We start from the raw sequence: 16,917 nt of genomic DNA on the forward strand, positions 1-16,917 counted from the left end.
AACACCAAAGAGGAAAATTCATGCTTGAAAAGAGAAAAGGAATAACCGTTTCCAGACAGATTATGGACGACCAGTTGCTCCATCCGGAAGCGACCGGCGGCCTGACCGGCCTGCTCAATGATCTGGTTGTAGCCGGAAAAATCATCAGCGCCGAGGTCAACATGGCCGGGCTTGCCGATATCCTGGGCCAGTCAGGGAAGACCAATATCCAGGGAGAAACGGTGCAGAAGCTTGATGTGTTTGCCAACCAGACCATCAAACGCCGCATGGAACAGTGCGGGTATGTCTGCATCATGGCTTCAGAGGAGGATGATGAGGTTATTCCTGTGCTCGACGGCTATGAAGGGGAGTACACTATTGCCTTTGATCCGCTCGACGGTTCTTCCAACATCGACGTCAACGTCAGCATCGGGACCATCTTTTCCATTCATCGCCGCCTGTCGGGCAAAGGCACGGGCAATGAGGCCGATCTGCTGCAAAAGGGAAACAAGCAGGTGGCTGCCGGCTATATCATCTACGGCTCTTCAACGGTGATGGTCTATACCACCGGGTCCGGGGTCCATGGGTTCACCCTTGATCCCAGTGTTGGAGAATTTTTTCTCTCCCACCCCTACATCACCATCCCGGACACCTGCCCCTACTATTCAGTGAACGAAGCCTACAGCAACTACTGGCTCGACTCCACCCGGGATTTCATCAATTACCTCAAGCGGGAGGAAGAGGGACTGGGACCATACAGCCTGCGCTATATCGGCTCCCTGGTTGCCGACTTTCACCGCAATCTGGTCAAGGGCGGCATCTTCCTTTATCCCAGGGACAAGAAAAGCCCGGAAAAGTCCGAAGGCAAACTGCGGCTGCTCTACGAGGCAGCGCCCCTGGCCATGGTGGTTGAACAGGCCGGCGGCAGGGCCATCACCGATGACGGTCGCCGCATCCTCGATATCGAGCCCAACAGTCTCCATCAGCGGGTACCGCTGATTATCGGCTCGAAAAAGGAGGTGGACCTGGCGGAACAGTTTTTTACCCGTGGAGGGCCGGCGTAATCCCAGGGGCCGCCATTCACACCGCGGCTCCGGGAAACAATGAGTAAGGTATAGTTATTTATTGTGTATTTGCCGGACAAGGTGCTTGATTTGTCCGGCGGCACTTGTCATAGTAGGCGACGTATCTGCTGTCAGCAGAGCGGTTACAGCTGCAGGCGGCCGGTAGGGGAAGTGAACGCATGACAACTCAACTGAGGAGGGTATGATGAAATTAGTTGTACGTACTGTTGTTGTACTTGCTGCACTGTCGATGATGGCCGCTCCCGCCTTTGCCCAGAAGGCTGTAAAATGGAAGCTGGCCATGACCTGGTCTTCGACCCTGACGCCGCTGGCGTCCCCGCCGTTGAAGCTGGCAAAGCTGCTGGAAGAGATGAGTGGCGGAAAATTCACCATCAGGGTGGAGGGCGCGGAAAAACACAAAGCCGCCCTCGGTATCCTGGATATGGTCAAGGGCGGGCAGTATGATATCGGCCACAGTGCTTCCTACTACTGGAAGGGCAAGGATATGGCCATGGTTTTCTTTACTTCGGTTCCCTTTGGCATGACTGCTTCCGAACAGTACGCCTGGTTCTACTACGGCGGCGGCATGGAGCTCATGCAGGAAGCCTATGACAAGTACAAGGTGATCAGTTTGCCGGGCGGCAACACCGGCGTACAGATGGGCGGCTGGTTTCGTAAGGAGATCAACTCCCTGGAAGACCTCAAGGGTCTGAAAATGCGTATTCCCGGCCTTGCCGGCGAGGTATTTGCCAAACTGGGCGTCAATGTAACCAATATCCCGCCGGGCGAACTCTACACCTCGCTTGACCGCGGAACCATTGATGCGCTTGAATGGGTCGGTCCGGCCATGGATATCAAGATGGGCTTTCACAAGATCGCTCCCTATTACTACACCGGATGGCATGAACCGGCTTCCGAGATGCAGTTCCTCATCAACAAGCGCGCCTATGAAAAACTGAGCCCTGAGTTCAAGGCCATGCTGGATACGGCAATCAAGGCGGTTACCGCGGAAATGTACATCGAAAACTTTGCCGGCAGCGTGGATGCCTGGGCGCAGATGAAGACCGAATTTCCGGACATCAAGGTCAAAACCTTTCCCAAGCCGGTACTCAAGGCAATGAAGGAAGCTGCAGACAGTCTCTACGACAGCTATGCTGAAAAGGATCCGCTGTTTAAAAAGGTGCTTGACTCTCAGCGATCCTACATGGAAAAAGCCCGAACCTGGAGCATCATTTCCGAGTTCAACTATATCGAGACCAGCAAGGTGCTTGCCGAGTAGGTTTCAGGCCTCCCGGGAATGTTGGTTGACCGCCCTGTCTAGTGGACCTCGACAGGGCGGTTTTGTGTTTACCCTGCTCGCGCGGCGAATCAACGCCTGCGCTGTCACGGACGCAGGTTCACGTCAGCAACGGATTACGCTCGCATGTTGAAAAAAATAGAATCCTTTATCAGTTGGACGGTCGATATCGTCGGCAAGGGGCTCTCGTTCCTGCTGCTCCTGATGGTGCTCAATGTCGCCTACGATGTGATGATGCGCTACCTTTTCCGGGCAAGTTCTGTGGGTATGCAGGAGATGGAATGGCACCTCTTTTCGGTGATCATCCTTTTTGGGGTGGGGGTCGCTTTAAAGCATGAAGGCCACGTCCGGGTTGACTTTCTCTATGACCGCATGGAAAAGCGGAAACAGGCGATGATCAATATTCTGGGCACTATCTTTTTTCTGCTGCCGCTGACACTGCTGCTCTTTTTCGGATCGTTTGAATTCGTGTACGATGCCTACAGCTCAGGAGAAATCTCCGAAGACCCGGGCGGGCTGCCTTATCGCTATATTATCAAGGGGATGATTCCCCTGGCATTTGCCTTCCTGCTTTTTGCCGCAGTCGGCTATATCCTCAAGAATATCGAACTGTACAGGAGGGGTAAATGACCGGGATAGTCATGTTTTTTGCCGCACTGGCACTGTTGGTCGTCGGGTATCCGGTTGCTTTCACCTTCGGGTCGGTGGCCATGCTTTTCGGTGCCATTGCCGCCTTTGTGGAGATGCTCCCGAACCCGACGTTCGTGGATGTGGTGGAAGAGTTCTTCAGCATGTTTTCGATGATGCCCTTTCGGACCTATTCGATCATGACCAATACCATCCTCATGGCGATTCCCCTCTTTATCCTGATGGGTATTATCCTGCAGAAATCGCAACTGGCTGAACGGCTGCTCGAGTCCATGGGCATCCTTTTCGGCAAGATCCGCGGCGGGCTGGCCATCAGTACGGTCCTGGTCGGCACCCTGTTGGCTGCCTCCACCGGCGTTGTCGGGGCATCAGTGGTTGCCATGGGCGTTATCTCCCTGCCGGTGATGCTCAAATACGGCTACAGTAAGAAACTCTCCACCGGTACCATCTGTGCTGCCGGGACCCTGGGACAGATCATTCCTCCGTCAATCGTGTTGATCATCCTGGGCGATGTCTTTCAACTGCCGGTCGGCGACCTCTTCCAGGCGGCACTGGCACCGGGGCTGGCGCTGGTCGGCTGCTATATTCTCTATATCCTGGTGATTGCCCTGATCGATAAGGGGGCCGCCCCGGAGATCGAGGTGCCGGCAGACCAACGCAAAGGCATGGTGTGGCGTGCGGTAAAAGCTATCGTGCCGCCGCTGACCCTGATTGTTCTGGTGCTCGGTTCTATCTTTGCAGGGGTGGCCACACCGACCGAATCGGCGTCAGTGGGTGCTCTGGGAGCCATGTTACTGGCTGCGGCCTACAGGAAACTGAGCTGGAAGATCCTGCTCGACTCGTCCATGGAAACGGTCAAGATTACGGCCATGGTGTTTGCGATCCTCATCGGGGCGACCGCGTTTTCCATGGTTTTTGTCTATACCGGTGCCGATCTGCTGGTAGAAGAGTTCATGATGAGCCTGCCGGGGGAAAAATGGGGTTTTCTCATTCTCTCCATGCTGTCGATCATGCTGCTCGGTTTTTTCATCGATTTTATCGAAATATCCTATATCGTGGTGCCGATTCTACTGCCCATCTCCGAGTCGATCGGCATCAATCCCATGTGGTTTGCCATTCTGATTGCCATGAACCTGCAGACCTCTTTTTTAACCCCGCCATTCGGCTTCTCGCTCTTTTACCTCAAAGGCGTGTGTCCGCCCGGGGTGATGACCGTGGATATTTACCGGGGGGTGATTCCGTTTATCGCGATTCAGATCGGGGTGCTGGCATCACTGGTTATTTTTCCCGGCTTCTACGGTTTTTAGCAGACAATCAAAAACGCGCCCTTTGGGCATTGGCCAGGGATGCAGAAGAGAAGACGATCATACCGACGGTTGTGGCTGCTGACAGCGATAGCAATGCTGCTGGCAGTGTTGAATTTTGAAGGGGGGTGCCTGGCCGATGCGCAGAAACCTGCACTGAACTCGTTCTTTAAGGTCAAGCGGCTGGGTGATCTTGATGCGATGAACCAGGCGCACGTCATCCGCTTCCTGGTGCCGTTCAATAAGGCCTTTTATTCCCTTGATCGGGGACAGCAAAAGGGCCTTTCCTACGAGGCTATCAAACTTTTTGAGCAGCATCTCAACCGGGAAAAGGCAAAAGGGCATGTCAAGATCAAGGCCGTCGTCATTCCCACCTCGCGCGACCGCCTGCTTCCCGACCTGGTTGCCGGATATGGCGACATTGCTATCGGCAACCTGACCATAACCCCGGAGCGCAGGCGTACGGTTGATTTTACAGACCCGTTTTTCACCGATGCCCGCGAGGTGGTCATTACTCCCAAGGAAGGGCCGAAGCTTTCCTCGCTGTTTGATCTGGCCGGCAAAGAAATTTTTGTCCGCCGGTCGAGCAGCTACCACGCCAGTCTGGTCAAGGTTAATCAGACCCTGCAGGCGGTAAACAAGCCGCTGATCACCATCACTCCGGCCGCCGAATACCTGGAAGATGAGGACCTGCTCGAGATGGTCAATGCCGGCCTGCTGCCCATGGTCGTGGTCGATCTGCATAAGGCCGAGCTGTGGAAACAGGTTTTTCCTGCAATCAAGGTGCACGAAAACATCGTGGTGCGCAGTGGCGGTCAGATCGCCTGGGCAATCCGCAAAAACAGTCCCCTGCTCAAGCAGACGCTCAACCGGTTTGTCAAAGCCAACAGGCAGGGTACTCTCCACTTCAATATGCTTACCCGCCGCTACCTGGAAAATGCTTCAGGGGTACGCAATAACACCTCGGAAGCGGAGATGAAAAAATTCCAACAGGTGGTTGCGATTCTCAAGCAATACGCCAACCGCTATGCCTTTGACTGGATAATGCTGGGCGCCATGGCCTATCAGGAGTCCGGGTTGGATCAGGCAAAGCGAAGCAAAGCCGGTGCGGTCGGCATTATGCAGGTGCTGCCGAGTACGGCCGCAGATCCCAAGGTCAATATATCGGAGATCGAGAAGCTGGAACCCAATATCCATGCCGGAACCAAGTACCTGCGCTTTTTGACCGACCGCTACTACGCCGACGAGGAAATCGACCCGCTCAATCAACACCTTTTCGCCTTTGCAGCCTACAATGCGGGACCGGCCCGCATCGCAGGTCTCCGCAAAGAGGCGGCAGCCCAGGGGCTTGACCGCAATACGTGGTTCAACAATGTGGAATTGATAGCTGCCCAGCGAATTGGGCGGGAGACCGTCCAGTACGTGGCCAACATTTACAAGTACTCTATCGCCTACCGCCTGATCCTGCGCAATATGTCCAAGAAGCAGGTGGGGAAAACGGTGCTGCGCGAGCAGTATGCCCGCTGACTTTTCTCCCGCTGCTTAATACATCTTGCGCTTGCCAAAGGAGGAGCCGATCACGTTAAAGCTGTCCTCAACAATAAACAACGCCTTATCGTCTTCATTGAAAACGATGTTCTCCAGTTTTTTGAGCTGGATATTGTTGGTGATTGCCATAAGAATCAGTTTATCCTGTCCGCTGAAGGCGCCCTTGCCTCGGATAAAGGTTGCGCCCTGGGCCATTTCCTCCTGCATCTGTTTGGCTATGCGCTGGCTGTAGTCGCTGATCACGTAGACGATTTTTCGCTGGTTGAACAGGACCATGACCCTCTCCATACTGATCGAGGTGATGAATACCATGATGATGGAGGCAATAACCATGTCCGGGGTGTAGAGCGTGGCCGCAAAGGCAAAGAGAACGGAATTAAACAGGAGAAAGACCCTGCCTACGCCGATGTTGAATCTGGTGTAGAGCACCACCGCAATGATATCAAGTCCACCTCCGGAGCCCAGGGAACGAAAGATAATCCCGCACCCGGCTCCGCAGGTGATTCCGCCGGCAATGGCGGCATAGATCTGTTCATGGATGTGGAAGTCGAGCGAAATAAACTGGGTCGCCAGGGTGGTGACGAGCATACCGTACAGGCTGTAGAAGAAGAATCGCCTGCCGACAAAAAAGTAGCTGACCGCAAACAGCGGCAGGTTCAGCAGCAGAAACCATATTGCCGGAGGCAGGAGACCAACGCTGTTATGTAACAGGAGCGCGGCTCCAAATACTCCGCCGGTGATAAAGTCGTGGTGAACAACAATGGCCTTGATGCCGATGGAAAAGATGACCGCTCCCACGGTGATCAGCAACAGGTTCCATGAGCGTGATTGCGTCAGGTTGGGCATGGTTCGCTCCTCGAAGGTAGCTCCGTACAGAGAGGTTTGCAAAAAAAGGTCGGGAACTGTATAGGAGGAAGAGGGAAAAGGGAAGTGTTTTGTGCAATGGGGCACCCTTTTTTTCTTTGCCTGGTGCGGACGCTTCCCGGCACAGACTGTTGAGTGGAATTGTTGCGTCCGTTGAAAAGGAGACCTGCGATGTACCTGCTACTCGGGGGAGGGGTGTTGCTCCTTCTGCTGCTTTTTTTTCTTGCCGGTCCGCGGGTAGAGGTCGATACCACCATCCGGCCGCTCACCCTGCCCGAGGATCTTGACCGCTACCTGGCTGAGCAGGAAGCTCTCTACAATGACCTGGTGCCCGGTACGGAAAAGATTATCCGCTGGGCAGGGGAACCCGGCCAAAAGACCCCCCTCTCGGTCATCTACCTGCACGGGTTTTCCGCGACCCGCCAGGAGTCGGCTCCGCTGGCGGACAGGGTGGCTGCAGCCTTGGGCGCCAACCTGTTTTATACCCGTTTCACCGGCCACGGCCGCACCTCCGAGGCCATGCTTGAATGCACGGTCAATGCCTATGTCAACGACATTGCCGAGGCCATGGCCATCGGCAGGCGGATCGGTGAGCGGGTCGTGGTTATGGGACTTTCCACCGGTGCGGCAGCAGCGACCTGGCTGGCCGTGCAGCCCATGGCCCGGCACGCCGCGGCCTTTATTCTGATTTCACCTAATTACGCCCTGGCCGACAAACGATCCGTGCTGCTGACCTTGCCCTGGGGCGGCCTGATCGGTGAACTGGTCAATGGGCCGGAGTACAGTTGGAAACCTCAGGGCGAGCTGCATCGCACCTATTGGACCTACCGTTTCCCGACCCGGGCCCTGCTGCCCATGATCGCCTTTATTCGCCTGGTCCGCTCTCTTCCCCTGGAAACCATCCATCAGCCGGTGTTAACCATTTATTCGCCCTATGACCGGGTGATTGATCCCCGGGCAATTCCCGCAACCTTTGCGCGGATAGGTGCAGCCGATAAACTCCTGGTGCCCATCGCCGATACCGAAGCCCCGGAGCGTCACGTCCTGGCCGGTGATATCCTTGCCCCCAACTGCACCAGCACCATTGCCGCAATCATTCTTGATTTTCTGCACAGTGCATTTTCGGGCACAGGTGGAGCCGGCTCCCACCACTGAAGGTCACTCTGCAAGAAAACCAGGGCCAACGACAGTTCAATCCCTGAGGCCACCAGGAGGGGTGCGAAGCTGCGATGCAACGTCAGCTTTTGTTGGCTGGCAAAAGAGAGCAGGAAAAGGAGATTACCTTCACTGCTGGCTTGCGTCCGCCAGATGGCCGACCATATCCAGAGGGCTGACCGCCGGGTTGCGCAGGTCCTTGACCACGTGGGTATAGACCATGGTGGTTTCCACCTTGGCATGCCCCAGGTAGTCCTGGATCTGGCGCAGGTCAACCCCATTGAGCAGCAGGTGGGTAGCAAAGCTGTGGCGCAGGGTATGCACCGAGGCATGTTTATCGATCCCTGCTGCCCGGACCGCGCTTTTCATCCCCCGCTGTACCGCACTGGCGCTCACGTGGTGCCGCCTGATCACCCCGGTGCGCGGATCAACCGACCGCTTACCGCTGGGAAAAACAAACTGCCACCCCCACTCTCTGGCAGCGTTTCGGTATTTGCGTTCCAGGGCATGGGGAAGGGAAGTTTCGCCACACCCCTCGTCCAGATCCTGGCAGTGCAGTTCCTTGATCCGACCCAGATGTTCACGCAGTTCCCCATGCACTGACTCGGCCAGAAGGGTGGTCCGGTCCTTATCGCCTTTGCCGCCGCGCACGTACACCAGCCCCTGATCGAAATCCAGATCCTGGATCCGCAGCCGCAAACATTCGGTGAGGCGAAGTCCCCCGCCATAGATGATGCGCAGCATCAGGCCGATGGTCCCTTCAAGATGGGGCAGCAGCCGCTGCATTTCTTCTACACTGAAGACAGTGGGCAAGCGTTTGCCCTGCCTGGCCCGTACGGTTTCCTTAAGGTCGCCGAGCTCCATTCGCAGCACCAGGCGGCCAAAGGTAAGGAAGGCACTGAAGGCCTGATTCTGGGTCGAGGCCGATACCCGACCCTGAACGGCAAGGCGGGCAAGATAATCACGGACCAGTGCAGGAGAAATGGAGATCGGCTCCCAGGTGGTCACGTTCTGCATTTTTGCTGCATATCGGAACAGGCGACGACACCACCCAAGGTAGGTTTTTTCGCTGCGATAGGCATAGTTTTTTAAGCGCAAGGCCTCGGTAAATGCCTGCAGGGCGGCATCCGGCAAAAAGGCGCCACGGGCATCAAGGGCAACCAGTGGTTTGGCCGGCTCCGCCTCACCCTTGATTTCCAGAAAGTTGACGAAGTAGAGCCGCACCGCCTGTTCAGCCTGACGCAGCTGCCATGATTCGACGGTGGGCTCGGCCTCAAGCACCTCAAGGTAGCGGGTCAACTGTTCGGTCCACGCATGTTCTGTTAGCGAGGAACGCTCCTTAAAAAAACGTCGGACCCACATCACGAAGTATTGTTCTCGACCTTGGGGTACCAGGTGATTGTTCAGGAGAAAATTCCCAAATTCCGTTGCTAGAAAAGTACTGTTTGTTGAGGACATAAACAAAAAAGCGAAATGAATAACGTATTATGCAGCAGACCGATAATAAGCACATAGTCCCAAAATACCGCGCCAAAAGCAGGTAAAGCAGGAGACAAAAGTGGGGGTGAACGAAAAGAAATTCCCGTTATGCGTCAACTGTAAAACTTCCAATATTTCCCCGGAAACCTGGACAGGTAAAAGTGCTTGCGATCAGGCATCCTGCGAGCTATATACTGTATATTTAATGCAATTTTTGCTAGTTATGAAAGATAAAAACACGGTGCAGACGCGTTCGCCGCTGGAAGTGTTGCAATGACAGGGGAAATTTTTCAGCAGGCAAAAGCTGAGCTGAAAAACAAAAAAGTAATCAGTGTGTGTAAAAACGTCTGACGCCTATTAAACGTTGGATTAATCAAATAAATTGCAGGAGACATAATGTCACTTGAAACAGAAATATCAGAACGAAGTCAAGAAATCTCTACAGATGCTTATGCCATGTCAGTAGGTGAGTTGATTTCATTATATAGAGATGGTGAGCTAGAAATTCATCCAGAATTTCAGCGATTTTTCAGGTGGACTTCGGAGCAAAAATCAAGATTTATTGAGTCACTTTTGTTGGGCATTCCGATCCCATCTATTTTTGTTTCTGAAACAGACAATGGCACTTGGGACGTTGTTGATGGATTACAAAGAATATCAACAATTTTGGAACTAATGGGAGAGTTAAAGGATCATAACTCTGAATTAGTAACTCCATTAGTTCTAGAAAAAACAAGGTACCTTCCTTCTTTAGAGAAAAAAGTTTGGGCGAATCCAGGAGAAAATCAAAGTGAATTGCCCCCGATGGCAAAATTAAAAATCAAAAGGTCAAGATTTGATTTAAAAATTGTATTAAACAAAAGTGACTCAAAGTCAAAATATGAATTATTTCAGAGGTTAAACACGGGTGGTTCTCTTGCTACTGACCAAGAAGTGAGAAACTGTATTTTAATAATGGTAAATAAAGATTTCTACGATTGGTTGGTAACTCTAAAAAATGATCCAAACTTTCAAATTTGTCTACCGCTATCTGAAAGACAAAAAGAAGAGCAGTACGACATGGAGTTACTAGTCCGTTTTGTTACTTTATGGGATATTGAGGAAACCGACCTTGGTTCAATAAAAGAAGTAGGAACATTTATCACCGATAGAATAATTGCCATAGCTGAAGACCAAGGCTACGATCGAGAAAAGACTGAGAATGCTTTCCGGAAAACATTTCAAACTCTAGGAGGTTCCATTGGAGAAGATAGTTTTAAGAAGTTTAATCAGAGTAAAAACGCCCCAAGTGGTCCGGTATTAATATCAATGTTCGAAATTGTAGCTCTTGGGATAGCATATAATTCACAAGTATCGAATTATTCAATTTCAGAAGAGACTCTTAATCAAAACCAAAAATCTTTATGGGACGATCCACAGTTTGTAAGTAGTACTGGGTCTGGCATAAGGGCATCAATAAGAATTCCCATAACAATCCCTATGGGTCGTTCTGCATATAGCCATGAAGATTAGAAGTACAATAGAGTTAAATACTGCTTTAAATAATGCTCTTGCTTGGCGTAAAAAGGAAATTACCACCTTATTATTAAATATTCGCAGCCAGAGGAGGGCTCATATAAAAAAAGCATATTTAAGAGCTTCAATCCCCATGATTTACGCACATTGGGAGGGATTCATAAAAGAGGCGTCAAGTTGTTATCTTGAGTTCGTCTCACGACAACGGTTACAGTATTGCGAGTTAACTACCAATTTTATTGCAGTCTCATGTAAATCCATAATATCTGACCTTTCAAAAAGTAAACGTATCAACACACATAATCAATTTATTGATTTTATAATGTTAAACCAGTCTGATCGAGCAAGAGTCCCTTATAATGGTGTAGTTGATACTGAGTCAAACTTGTCATCTAGAGTTCTTCAAAATTTGCTCAACACAATAGGTCTCCCATATGATGAATTCTGGAAAAGTAAATCACTTGGGATTGATGGAAAGTTGTTGCACTACAGAAATAAGATTGCTCATGGAGAAAAACATGAGATAGATGAAACCACATTTTTAGAATTACATGATCTAGTCATTAACTCCTTAGATTATATTAAAAATTCGATAGAGAATCACGCAACACAAAAAAAATATAAAAGAAATCCAACAAACCATTCCACCGGACTCGCTGAGGATCGCCGGTGAACTCACCGATGGCGTCCCGCTGCGCGCGACGCCATCGTTTCGAGCTGAGCGTAACCGCTCAAGCCTTTGGCTGGCGGCTCTATAGAATAACAATCGAAAAAACGCCGAACTCGAAACTGACAAGATGCCTGCTTGCTGATTCGCGGGCCGCCATCCAACCGCCGGAGCGGACATCGCCCCACAGGGAGGCCACTTGACAGTGACCTCCCTGCAGAACGCTGCCGCTCAGCTCGAAACGTTCGGCTTTTCTGCAAAGATGGTCGATAATATTTTAACCAAAAATAACAATATTTATAATGACCAATACTTTATTAATTGCAATTGGTTCCGTGCTAATGGCACTTGCAGGTCTCCTACCATCATCAAAGTCAGTCAAAATATTTAAAAGGCTAAATTTTTGGGCAATTATAATAGGTGGCTCTCTAGTAATTACAGGTTCAATTAACTCTCAAAGTGAAAAATCGAATTTCGAAAGGACTATTGCTGAAAAAACTCAAATAATTCATGACCTATCTAAAAAGTTAGAAGAACATTCTGATAAGCAGATTTCAATCATCTCTGGTGGTGACGGTTATATTTCAGTTTATCCAATTTATATCGATGGTATTAACCCCGCATTAATTGCATTAAATAGCAGCGATTACCCTATGTATGACATCAAGATGGAGGTATCCGATCTTGACAGGTTTAAGGTGTTTGAGAAAGAAAAAGGAGTATTTAAAGCAATAAATGAAGCCAATAAGAATTTCAAACTTGAAAACTTGGGGCCTCATTCTGGAACCATTACACCATATAGGGTTGATACCTTGTATCAAAACCTGAATGAAAGAACCTTCTCAATTAATATTTTTGCGAGAAATGGAAAAACTAATGAAAGGCTAAAGTTCGTAAAGGTTGGAAACAAATGGCTTAATGCATTTGAAATAAAGAGAGATGGAAAAGTTATATACACGCATGTGAAAGATGGTTTCCCAAAAAATGAAGACGGAAGCATAGATCTGAAATAGAAAAATGCCGAACAAAACGTTCGAGAGGGACGGCAAGAAGTTTGGGGCATTTTGCAAAAAAATCATAAAGGGCATCAATCCTTTCTAAGAAATCTTTAATTTCGCCGCCCCTCAACTTCACGATGCCGCCCCGCTGCGCGCGACGCCATCGTTTCGAGCTGAGCGTAACCGCTCCAGCACTTGGCTGACGGCTCTAAAAAAATTAATCGGGAAAATACGCCGAGCTCGAAATTACAAGATGCCTGCTTGCTGATTCGCAGGCCGCCATCCAACCGCCGGAGCGGACATCGCCCCACAGGGAGGCCACTTGACAGTGACCTCCCTGCAGGACGCTGCCGCTCAGCTCGAAACGTTGTGTGCCAAAAAGGATGAAAATATGACTCACAAAGTTAAAATACATGAGCTGTTTGGCCAGATAGCAAATGAAGTTTATGAATTTATAAAAGAATCAGAATCTAACTACGCTGAGCGTTGGGTACCAGCAACCTTTATAAAAGATGAATTAGATTTGAAAAAGTCCTCTTATCCACAAGAGAACAAAATAGACAATAAAACTGGTTGGTTATTCGCGACTATTGCAAGGCATTTAGAGGATAAGAATAAAATCATATTTAAAAAAGAAGGGAACAGATCATTTTATAAAACAGTTAGCTAATTTGTACCTTTAGGTCGATAGGGGTGTTGGACGAAGCCGCTACGCGGCAGAAAAACCAATGAGCTACATGCCCTTTTTGTTTCTGATACATTGTAACACTCCGCTCTGTCTGTGATAAAACAAAGGTGTACCGGCAAACTATTTGCCACTCATATTATCCAGCCCAAAGCGGAGGTTACAATGAATACAGGCATGCCTACTGGTCCCGAATTTGCTGCCTATTACCACAAACACCAGAAGTCGTTGAAGCTCAACGGCCTGCAGCCAAAAACCATCGAGGCCTACTCCAGGGCGCTCAGGCGTATTGGCAATTACTTCGACAGCAGGATCGACGACCTCACATCCGAGCAGTTGCTCGAGTATTTCCATGATTTATTGGAGCACCATTCATGGAGTACGGTCAAGCTCGACCTCTATGGTCTGAAGTTTTTCTATTCCCATGTACTCAAAAAGACCTGGGAAGATATCCCCTTGATCAAACCACCCAAGACTTCCAGAATACCCGACATTCTGACCATTGAGCAACTGAACCGACTGTTTGGTGCAACCAATAGGTTGAGCTACAGGGTTTTCTTTTTCACTGCCTACAGTTTGGGGCTACGCCTGGGAGAAGGGGTCAGGCTCACTGTCGGCGATATCGACCCATCCCGCATGCGGGTTCATATCCGCGACTCCAAGGGCAACAAGGACCGATTGGTACCGCTACCCGAAAAGACACTGCACACCCTGAGAGCATTTTGGACAGTTCACAAACATCCTCACTTTCTCTTCCCAAGCCGAAAAAGAGGGCTTAACAACGCCCGATTGGCCGAGCAACCGTTGGACCGAGGTGGCATACAGGTTGCCATGAAGTCAGTTACCAAAGATCTCGGCATAAAAAAAAATCTCATGCCACTCACTACGTCACAGCTATGCAACGCATATGCTGGAAGCAGGTGTTGATCTCCTTGAGTTACAGCAAATCCTTGGCCACGTCAGCATCCTAACCACCGCCCGCTACACCCACCTTACCAGCAACACCAAAAACAACGCCCGTCAAGCCGTCAACGCACTGGCCGACAGTTTTGAGATTACATGGGGAAGGGTCAAATGATGTTGCTCTCCTCTGTCATTAGCCAATTCCAAGACCGTTTCCTCAGCCGATATCAACATGTTGTGCTACCTGGGCACCTTAAAGCCTTACGGGCAATGGCGCAATGCAGGCAGGAGCACGGGCCGCACATGCTGGCACAATGCTCAGAGCGGCAGTGTCAACACTCGACCTATATTCCCCATTCTTGCGGGCACCGAAACTGCCCTCATTGCCAGAACCATGAAAGCCAACAGTGGATTGAGAGGCAGCTTGGCAAATTGCTGCCAAGCACATACTACCTGATAACGTTCACCCTACCGAGTCAACTCAGGGAACTGGCCTGGAAGAACCAGCGGATCATCTTCTCCCTGATGTTTGCAGCCGTTCAGGATGTACTGAAAACCTTTGCCAAAAATGACAAAAAACTTGGAGGAACCGCTGGGTTCACTGCCATCCTCCATACCCACTCCAGAAGTCTTGACTTCCACCCCCATATCCATGTGGTTATCCCGGCCGCGAGCATCAACCTGAAAACCGGGCTCTGGCGGGTAAAATCACCGGGCTATCTCTTCAACCATAAAGCCCTGGCCAAGGTCTTCAGAGCAAAATTGCTCCAGGCCATTGCCGGTAAAGAAATGCAGGTGCCAGCCGACTGCCCATCGATCTGGGTTGTTGACTGTAAAAACGTTGGCAATGGCAACAAGGCCATCGTTTATCTTGGCAGATATCTGTATCGTGGGGTAATCCGCGAACAAGATATTCTTTGGTGTACGGACACCAAGGTCACCTACCGATACCTTCATGCCAAAACAGGCCAATATCGGATAAAGACAGTCACCGGTGAATATTTCCTTTACCTGCTCATGCTCCATGTACTGCCAAAAGGCTTCCGACGGGCAAGGTGTTACGGGTTTCTCCACCCCTGCAGCAAAAAACTCATTCAATTTCTGCAGATGGTTCTGCGGGTACCTGGATTTACATTGCTGCCGACCAGCAGGAAACGACCAACGATAATGTGTCGAAAATGCGGAGCAGCCATGCAAATCATCATGACTATGCTACCGAAGCCACCGCCAAGGAAAGCAATGTGCTTGGTATAAGCTGCAAAGGAGAAATGGTTATGTAGCCTTGGACCAACATTTTTGCCCTTGAAAAAAACCGCTTACTGCCGGCAAGGTACTCCTGCGCTCAAAAAACAGTGTTTTCATCACGCTTTGTTAAAAATGTCTCTTTCAAAGATCAGAATTCCAAAGGCTGAAACAGCCTAAGCCTTATCTGCCGACTCTGGCAACCACCACTCCCATAAGATATTTTCTATATAGGTTACCAGGCTTGTCCAACAAACGGTTCAGACCGTGGCTCGCTTCGCTCTCACGGTCTAACCTTATTCGATAGGTGGTGGGGGATTGACACCCCTCATAGCGATTGTTGGCTTCGTAGCCCTTTTGTTATTTTTGTTGCGTTATTTAAGTTTCTTATTGATGCCATCGAATCAAAACAACATTAAGGGGGTGCCTATGAAAAAGACATTAAACGCTCGTACTCGTATATTTTTAAGCTCTGCAGTTGAAAGTTTATGGGCTACAGGAGTCGGGGTCGCTGCAGGACACCTATCGACCTAAGGGTATAAATAAAAATTTTCACACAACGTGGAGTTCTGCGCCTAAAAGGAAATTGATGTGATTGAAATCGTCAAAAAATTCTTGCCAACAAATACATCAAAAGTACTAATTCCATTAGTCTTCACGGCAGTCCCATCATCTTTGTTTCTTTACGATTTCCTTAATAGCTTAGGAATCAAAATAGAATATTTGGCAAAACCTGAGATTCGTTTTGTTCTAGCACTGGCTACGTTGTCATTATTGTTGTTCATTATTGTCGTCAATCTCTTAATTTTCATAAGAAAAATAAAGTCCAATGAACAACAAGAAACGCCAGATCCTAGCTCTCAAACTATCACTCCAAATATTCTCGAACTGTCGATCCTGACTCAAGTAATTAAGTTTAGGGCGTTAAACCAAGCTGGTAGTCCGGTATCAATTGCAAAAATAATTGATAGTGAACCTCAAATTGTTTTGGCTCACTTGAATAAATTACATAAAGAGCAACAAGTTACATACATCACTGGCGGTAAACCACCTACAATCGATACCGATTTCTTTATTTGCCCAAAAGGTCTTGAAAGAATCTCATTCCAAGCCAATACTAAGAAGAAAACCAGAAGAGTTAGAAGCTCAGATATAAGAAATTAAATAAAATAACTCACACAACCAAACGTTCCAGCGGACCCGCAAAGAGCGCGGGCCCCTGAACTCCACGTTGGTGCGCCAGGCGCAGCTTGGCGCTTCTTGTCGGGTGCCTCACCGTATGGTGGGAAGTCCCGATCGGGCAAAGCCTAGCCAGCAGCCCGTACCGAGTGTTGCGCGACTCGCGGAGCCGGAAAATCGGCGAACAACAGTCGTGAAGCGTACACAGGGAACACTGTAGGCCGCAGGGGAGACGTACCTCCCTCAAGCAATTCAGCCTCGTCAGAGTATAGTGCAGTTGGCGACGATGTTAACGTGTCGGAAGCCAGTACAACGGAATCGCTTTGGCAAGATTCCCGAGGGGCTGCCGGGGTCCGAGAGCGTGGCATGCAGTGAGAGAAGTGTCAGGAA

At 49.9% G+C, this 16,917-nt stretch carries 14 protein-coding genes and 1 pseudogene; 13 read left to right on the forward strand and 2 right to left on the reverse strand.

Going from position 1 to position 16,917, the window contains the following annotated elements:
- Positions 1–20 precede the first annotated feature (20 nt).
- From fbp to ACZ52Z_RS00235, 5 genes are all read left to right on the forward strand, one after another.
- Complete coding sequence (gene fbp / locus ACZ52Z_RS00215) at positions 21–1,043, forward strand: class 1 fructose-bisphosphatase (protein ID WP_464268758.1); 1,023 nt, start codon at positions 21–23, stop codon at positions 1,041–1,043.
- 205 nt (positions 1,044–1,248) lie between these two features.
- Positions 1,249–2,322 carry a TRAP transporter substrate-binding protein gene (locus ACZ52Z_RS00220; RefSeq protein ID WP_464270733.1) on the forward strand — a complete coding sequence of 358 codons (1,074 nt, stop codon included), beginning with the start codon at positions 1,249–1,251 and terminating at the stop codon, positions 2,320–2,322.
- Positions 2,323–2,466: 144 nt separating this feature from the next.
- Positions 2,467–2,970, forward strand: coding sequence for a TRAP transporter small permease subunit (locus ACZ52Z_RS00225; RefSeq protein ID WP_464268759.1), 504 nt, complete (start codon positions 2,467–2,469; stop codon positions 2,968–2,970).
- The gene (locus tag ACZ52Z_RS00230) at positions 2,967–4,295 is read left to right on the forward strand and encodes a TRAP transporter large permease (protein ID WP_464268760.1); all 1,329 of its coding nucleotides are present in this window, start codon (positions 2,967–2,969) and stop codon (positions 4,293–4,295) included. The genes ACZ52Z_RS00225 and ACZ52Z_RS00230 overlap by 4 nt, the downstream gene beginning before the upstream one ends.
- Positions 4,296–4,334: 39 nt before the next feature.
- Positions 4,335–5,819, forward strand: a complete 1,485-nt coding sequence (locus ACZ52Z_RS00235; RefSeq protein ID WP_464268761.1) for an MltF family protein — start codon at positions 4,335–4,337, stop codon at positions 5,817–5,819.
- 15 nt (positions 5,820–5,834) lie between these two features.
- Here the strand turns inward: ACZ52Z_RS00235 and ACZ52Z_RS00240 are convergent, their stop codons facing one another.
- Complete coding sequence (locus tag ACZ52Z_RS00240; protein ID WP_464268762.1) at positions 5,835–6,686, reverse strand: YitT family protein; 852 nt, start codon at positions 6,684–6,686, stop codon at positions 5,835–5,837.
- 189 nt (positions 6,687–6,875) lie between these two features.
- Here ACZ52Z_RS00240 and ACZ52Z_RS00245 point away from each other — a divergent pair, with 189 nt between their 5' ends.
- Positions 6,876–7,859 (forward strand): alpha/beta hydrolase, encoded by a 984-nt coding sequence (locus tag ACZ52Z_RS00245; protein WP_464268763.1) that lies wholly within the window; start codon positions 6,876–6,878, stop codon positions 7,857–7,859.
- A 129-nt stretch (positions 7,860–7,988) separates the two neighbouring features.
- Here the strand turns inward: ACZ52Z_RS00245 and ACZ52Z_RS00250 are convergent, their stop codons facing one another.
- Complete coding sequence (locus ACZ52Z_RS00250) at positions 7,989–9,221, reverse strand: integron integrase (RefSeq protein WP_464270734.1); 1,233 nt, start codon at positions 9,219–9,221, stop codon at positions 7,989–7,991.
- A gap of 513 nt (positions 9,222–9,734) precedes the next feature.
- Between ACZ52Z_RS00250 and ACZ52Z_RS00255 the strand changes: the two genes are divergently transcribed.
- The 7 genes and pseudogenes from ACZ52Z_RS00255 (at position 9,735) to ACZ52Z_RS00285 (ending at position 16,512) form a co-directional block, all read left to right on the forward strand.
- Positions 9,735–10,850 carry a DUF262 domain-containing protein gene (locus ACZ52Z_RS00255; protein WP_464268764.1) on the forward strand — a complete coding sequence of 372 codons (1,116 nt, stop codon included), beginning with the start codon at positions 9,735–9,737 and terminating at the stop codon, positions 10,848–10,850.
- Positions 10,840–11,526 (forward strand): MAE_28990/MAE_18760 family HEPN-like nuclease, encoded by a 687-nt coding sequence (locus ACZ52Z_RS00260; protein ID WP_464268765.1) that lies wholly within the window; start codon positions 10,840–10,842, stop codon positions 11,524–11,526. The genes ACZ52Z_RS00255 and ACZ52Z_RS00260 overlap by 11 nt, the downstream gene beginning before the upstream one ends.
- 296 nt (positions 11,527–11,822) lie before the next feature.
- The gene (locus ACZ52Z_RS00265) at positions 11,823–12,533 is read left to right on the forward strand and encodes a hypothetical protein (RefSeq protein ID WP_464268766.1); all 711 of its coding nucleotides are present in this window, start codon (positions 11,823–11,825) and stop codon (positions 12,531–12,533) included.
- Positions 12,534–12,846: 313 nt separating this feature from the next.
- Positions 12,847–13,188, forward strand: a complete 342-nt coding sequence (locus tag ACZ52Z_RS00270; protein WP_464268767.1) for a hypothetical protein — start codon at positions 12,847–12,849, stop codon at positions 13,186–13,188.
- Between the two features lie 192 nt (positions 13,189–13,380).
- Positions 13,381–14,281, forward strand: a pseudogene (locus ACZ52Z_RS00275) (tyrosine-type recombinase/integrase).
- Positions 14,278–15,360 (forward strand): IS91 family transposase, encoded by a 1,083-nt coding sequence (locus ACZ52Z_RS00280; protein WP_464268269.1) that lies wholly within the window; start codon positions 14,278–14,280, stop codon positions 15,358–15,360. Before ACZ52Z_RS00275 ends, ACZ52Z_RS00280 begins: the two are co-directional and overlap by 4 nt.
- Positions 15,361–15,939: 579 nt before the next feature.
- Positions 15,940–16,512: a hypothetical protein gene (locus ACZ52Z_RS00285; RefSeq protein WP_464268768.1), complete on the forward strand. Its 573-nt coding sequence runs from the start codon at positions 15,940–15,942 to the stop codon at positions 16,510–16,512.
- Positions 16,513–16,917: the final 405 nt, after the last annotated feature.

The sequence above is a fragment of the Desulfogranum aggregans genome (assembly GCF_055398265.1).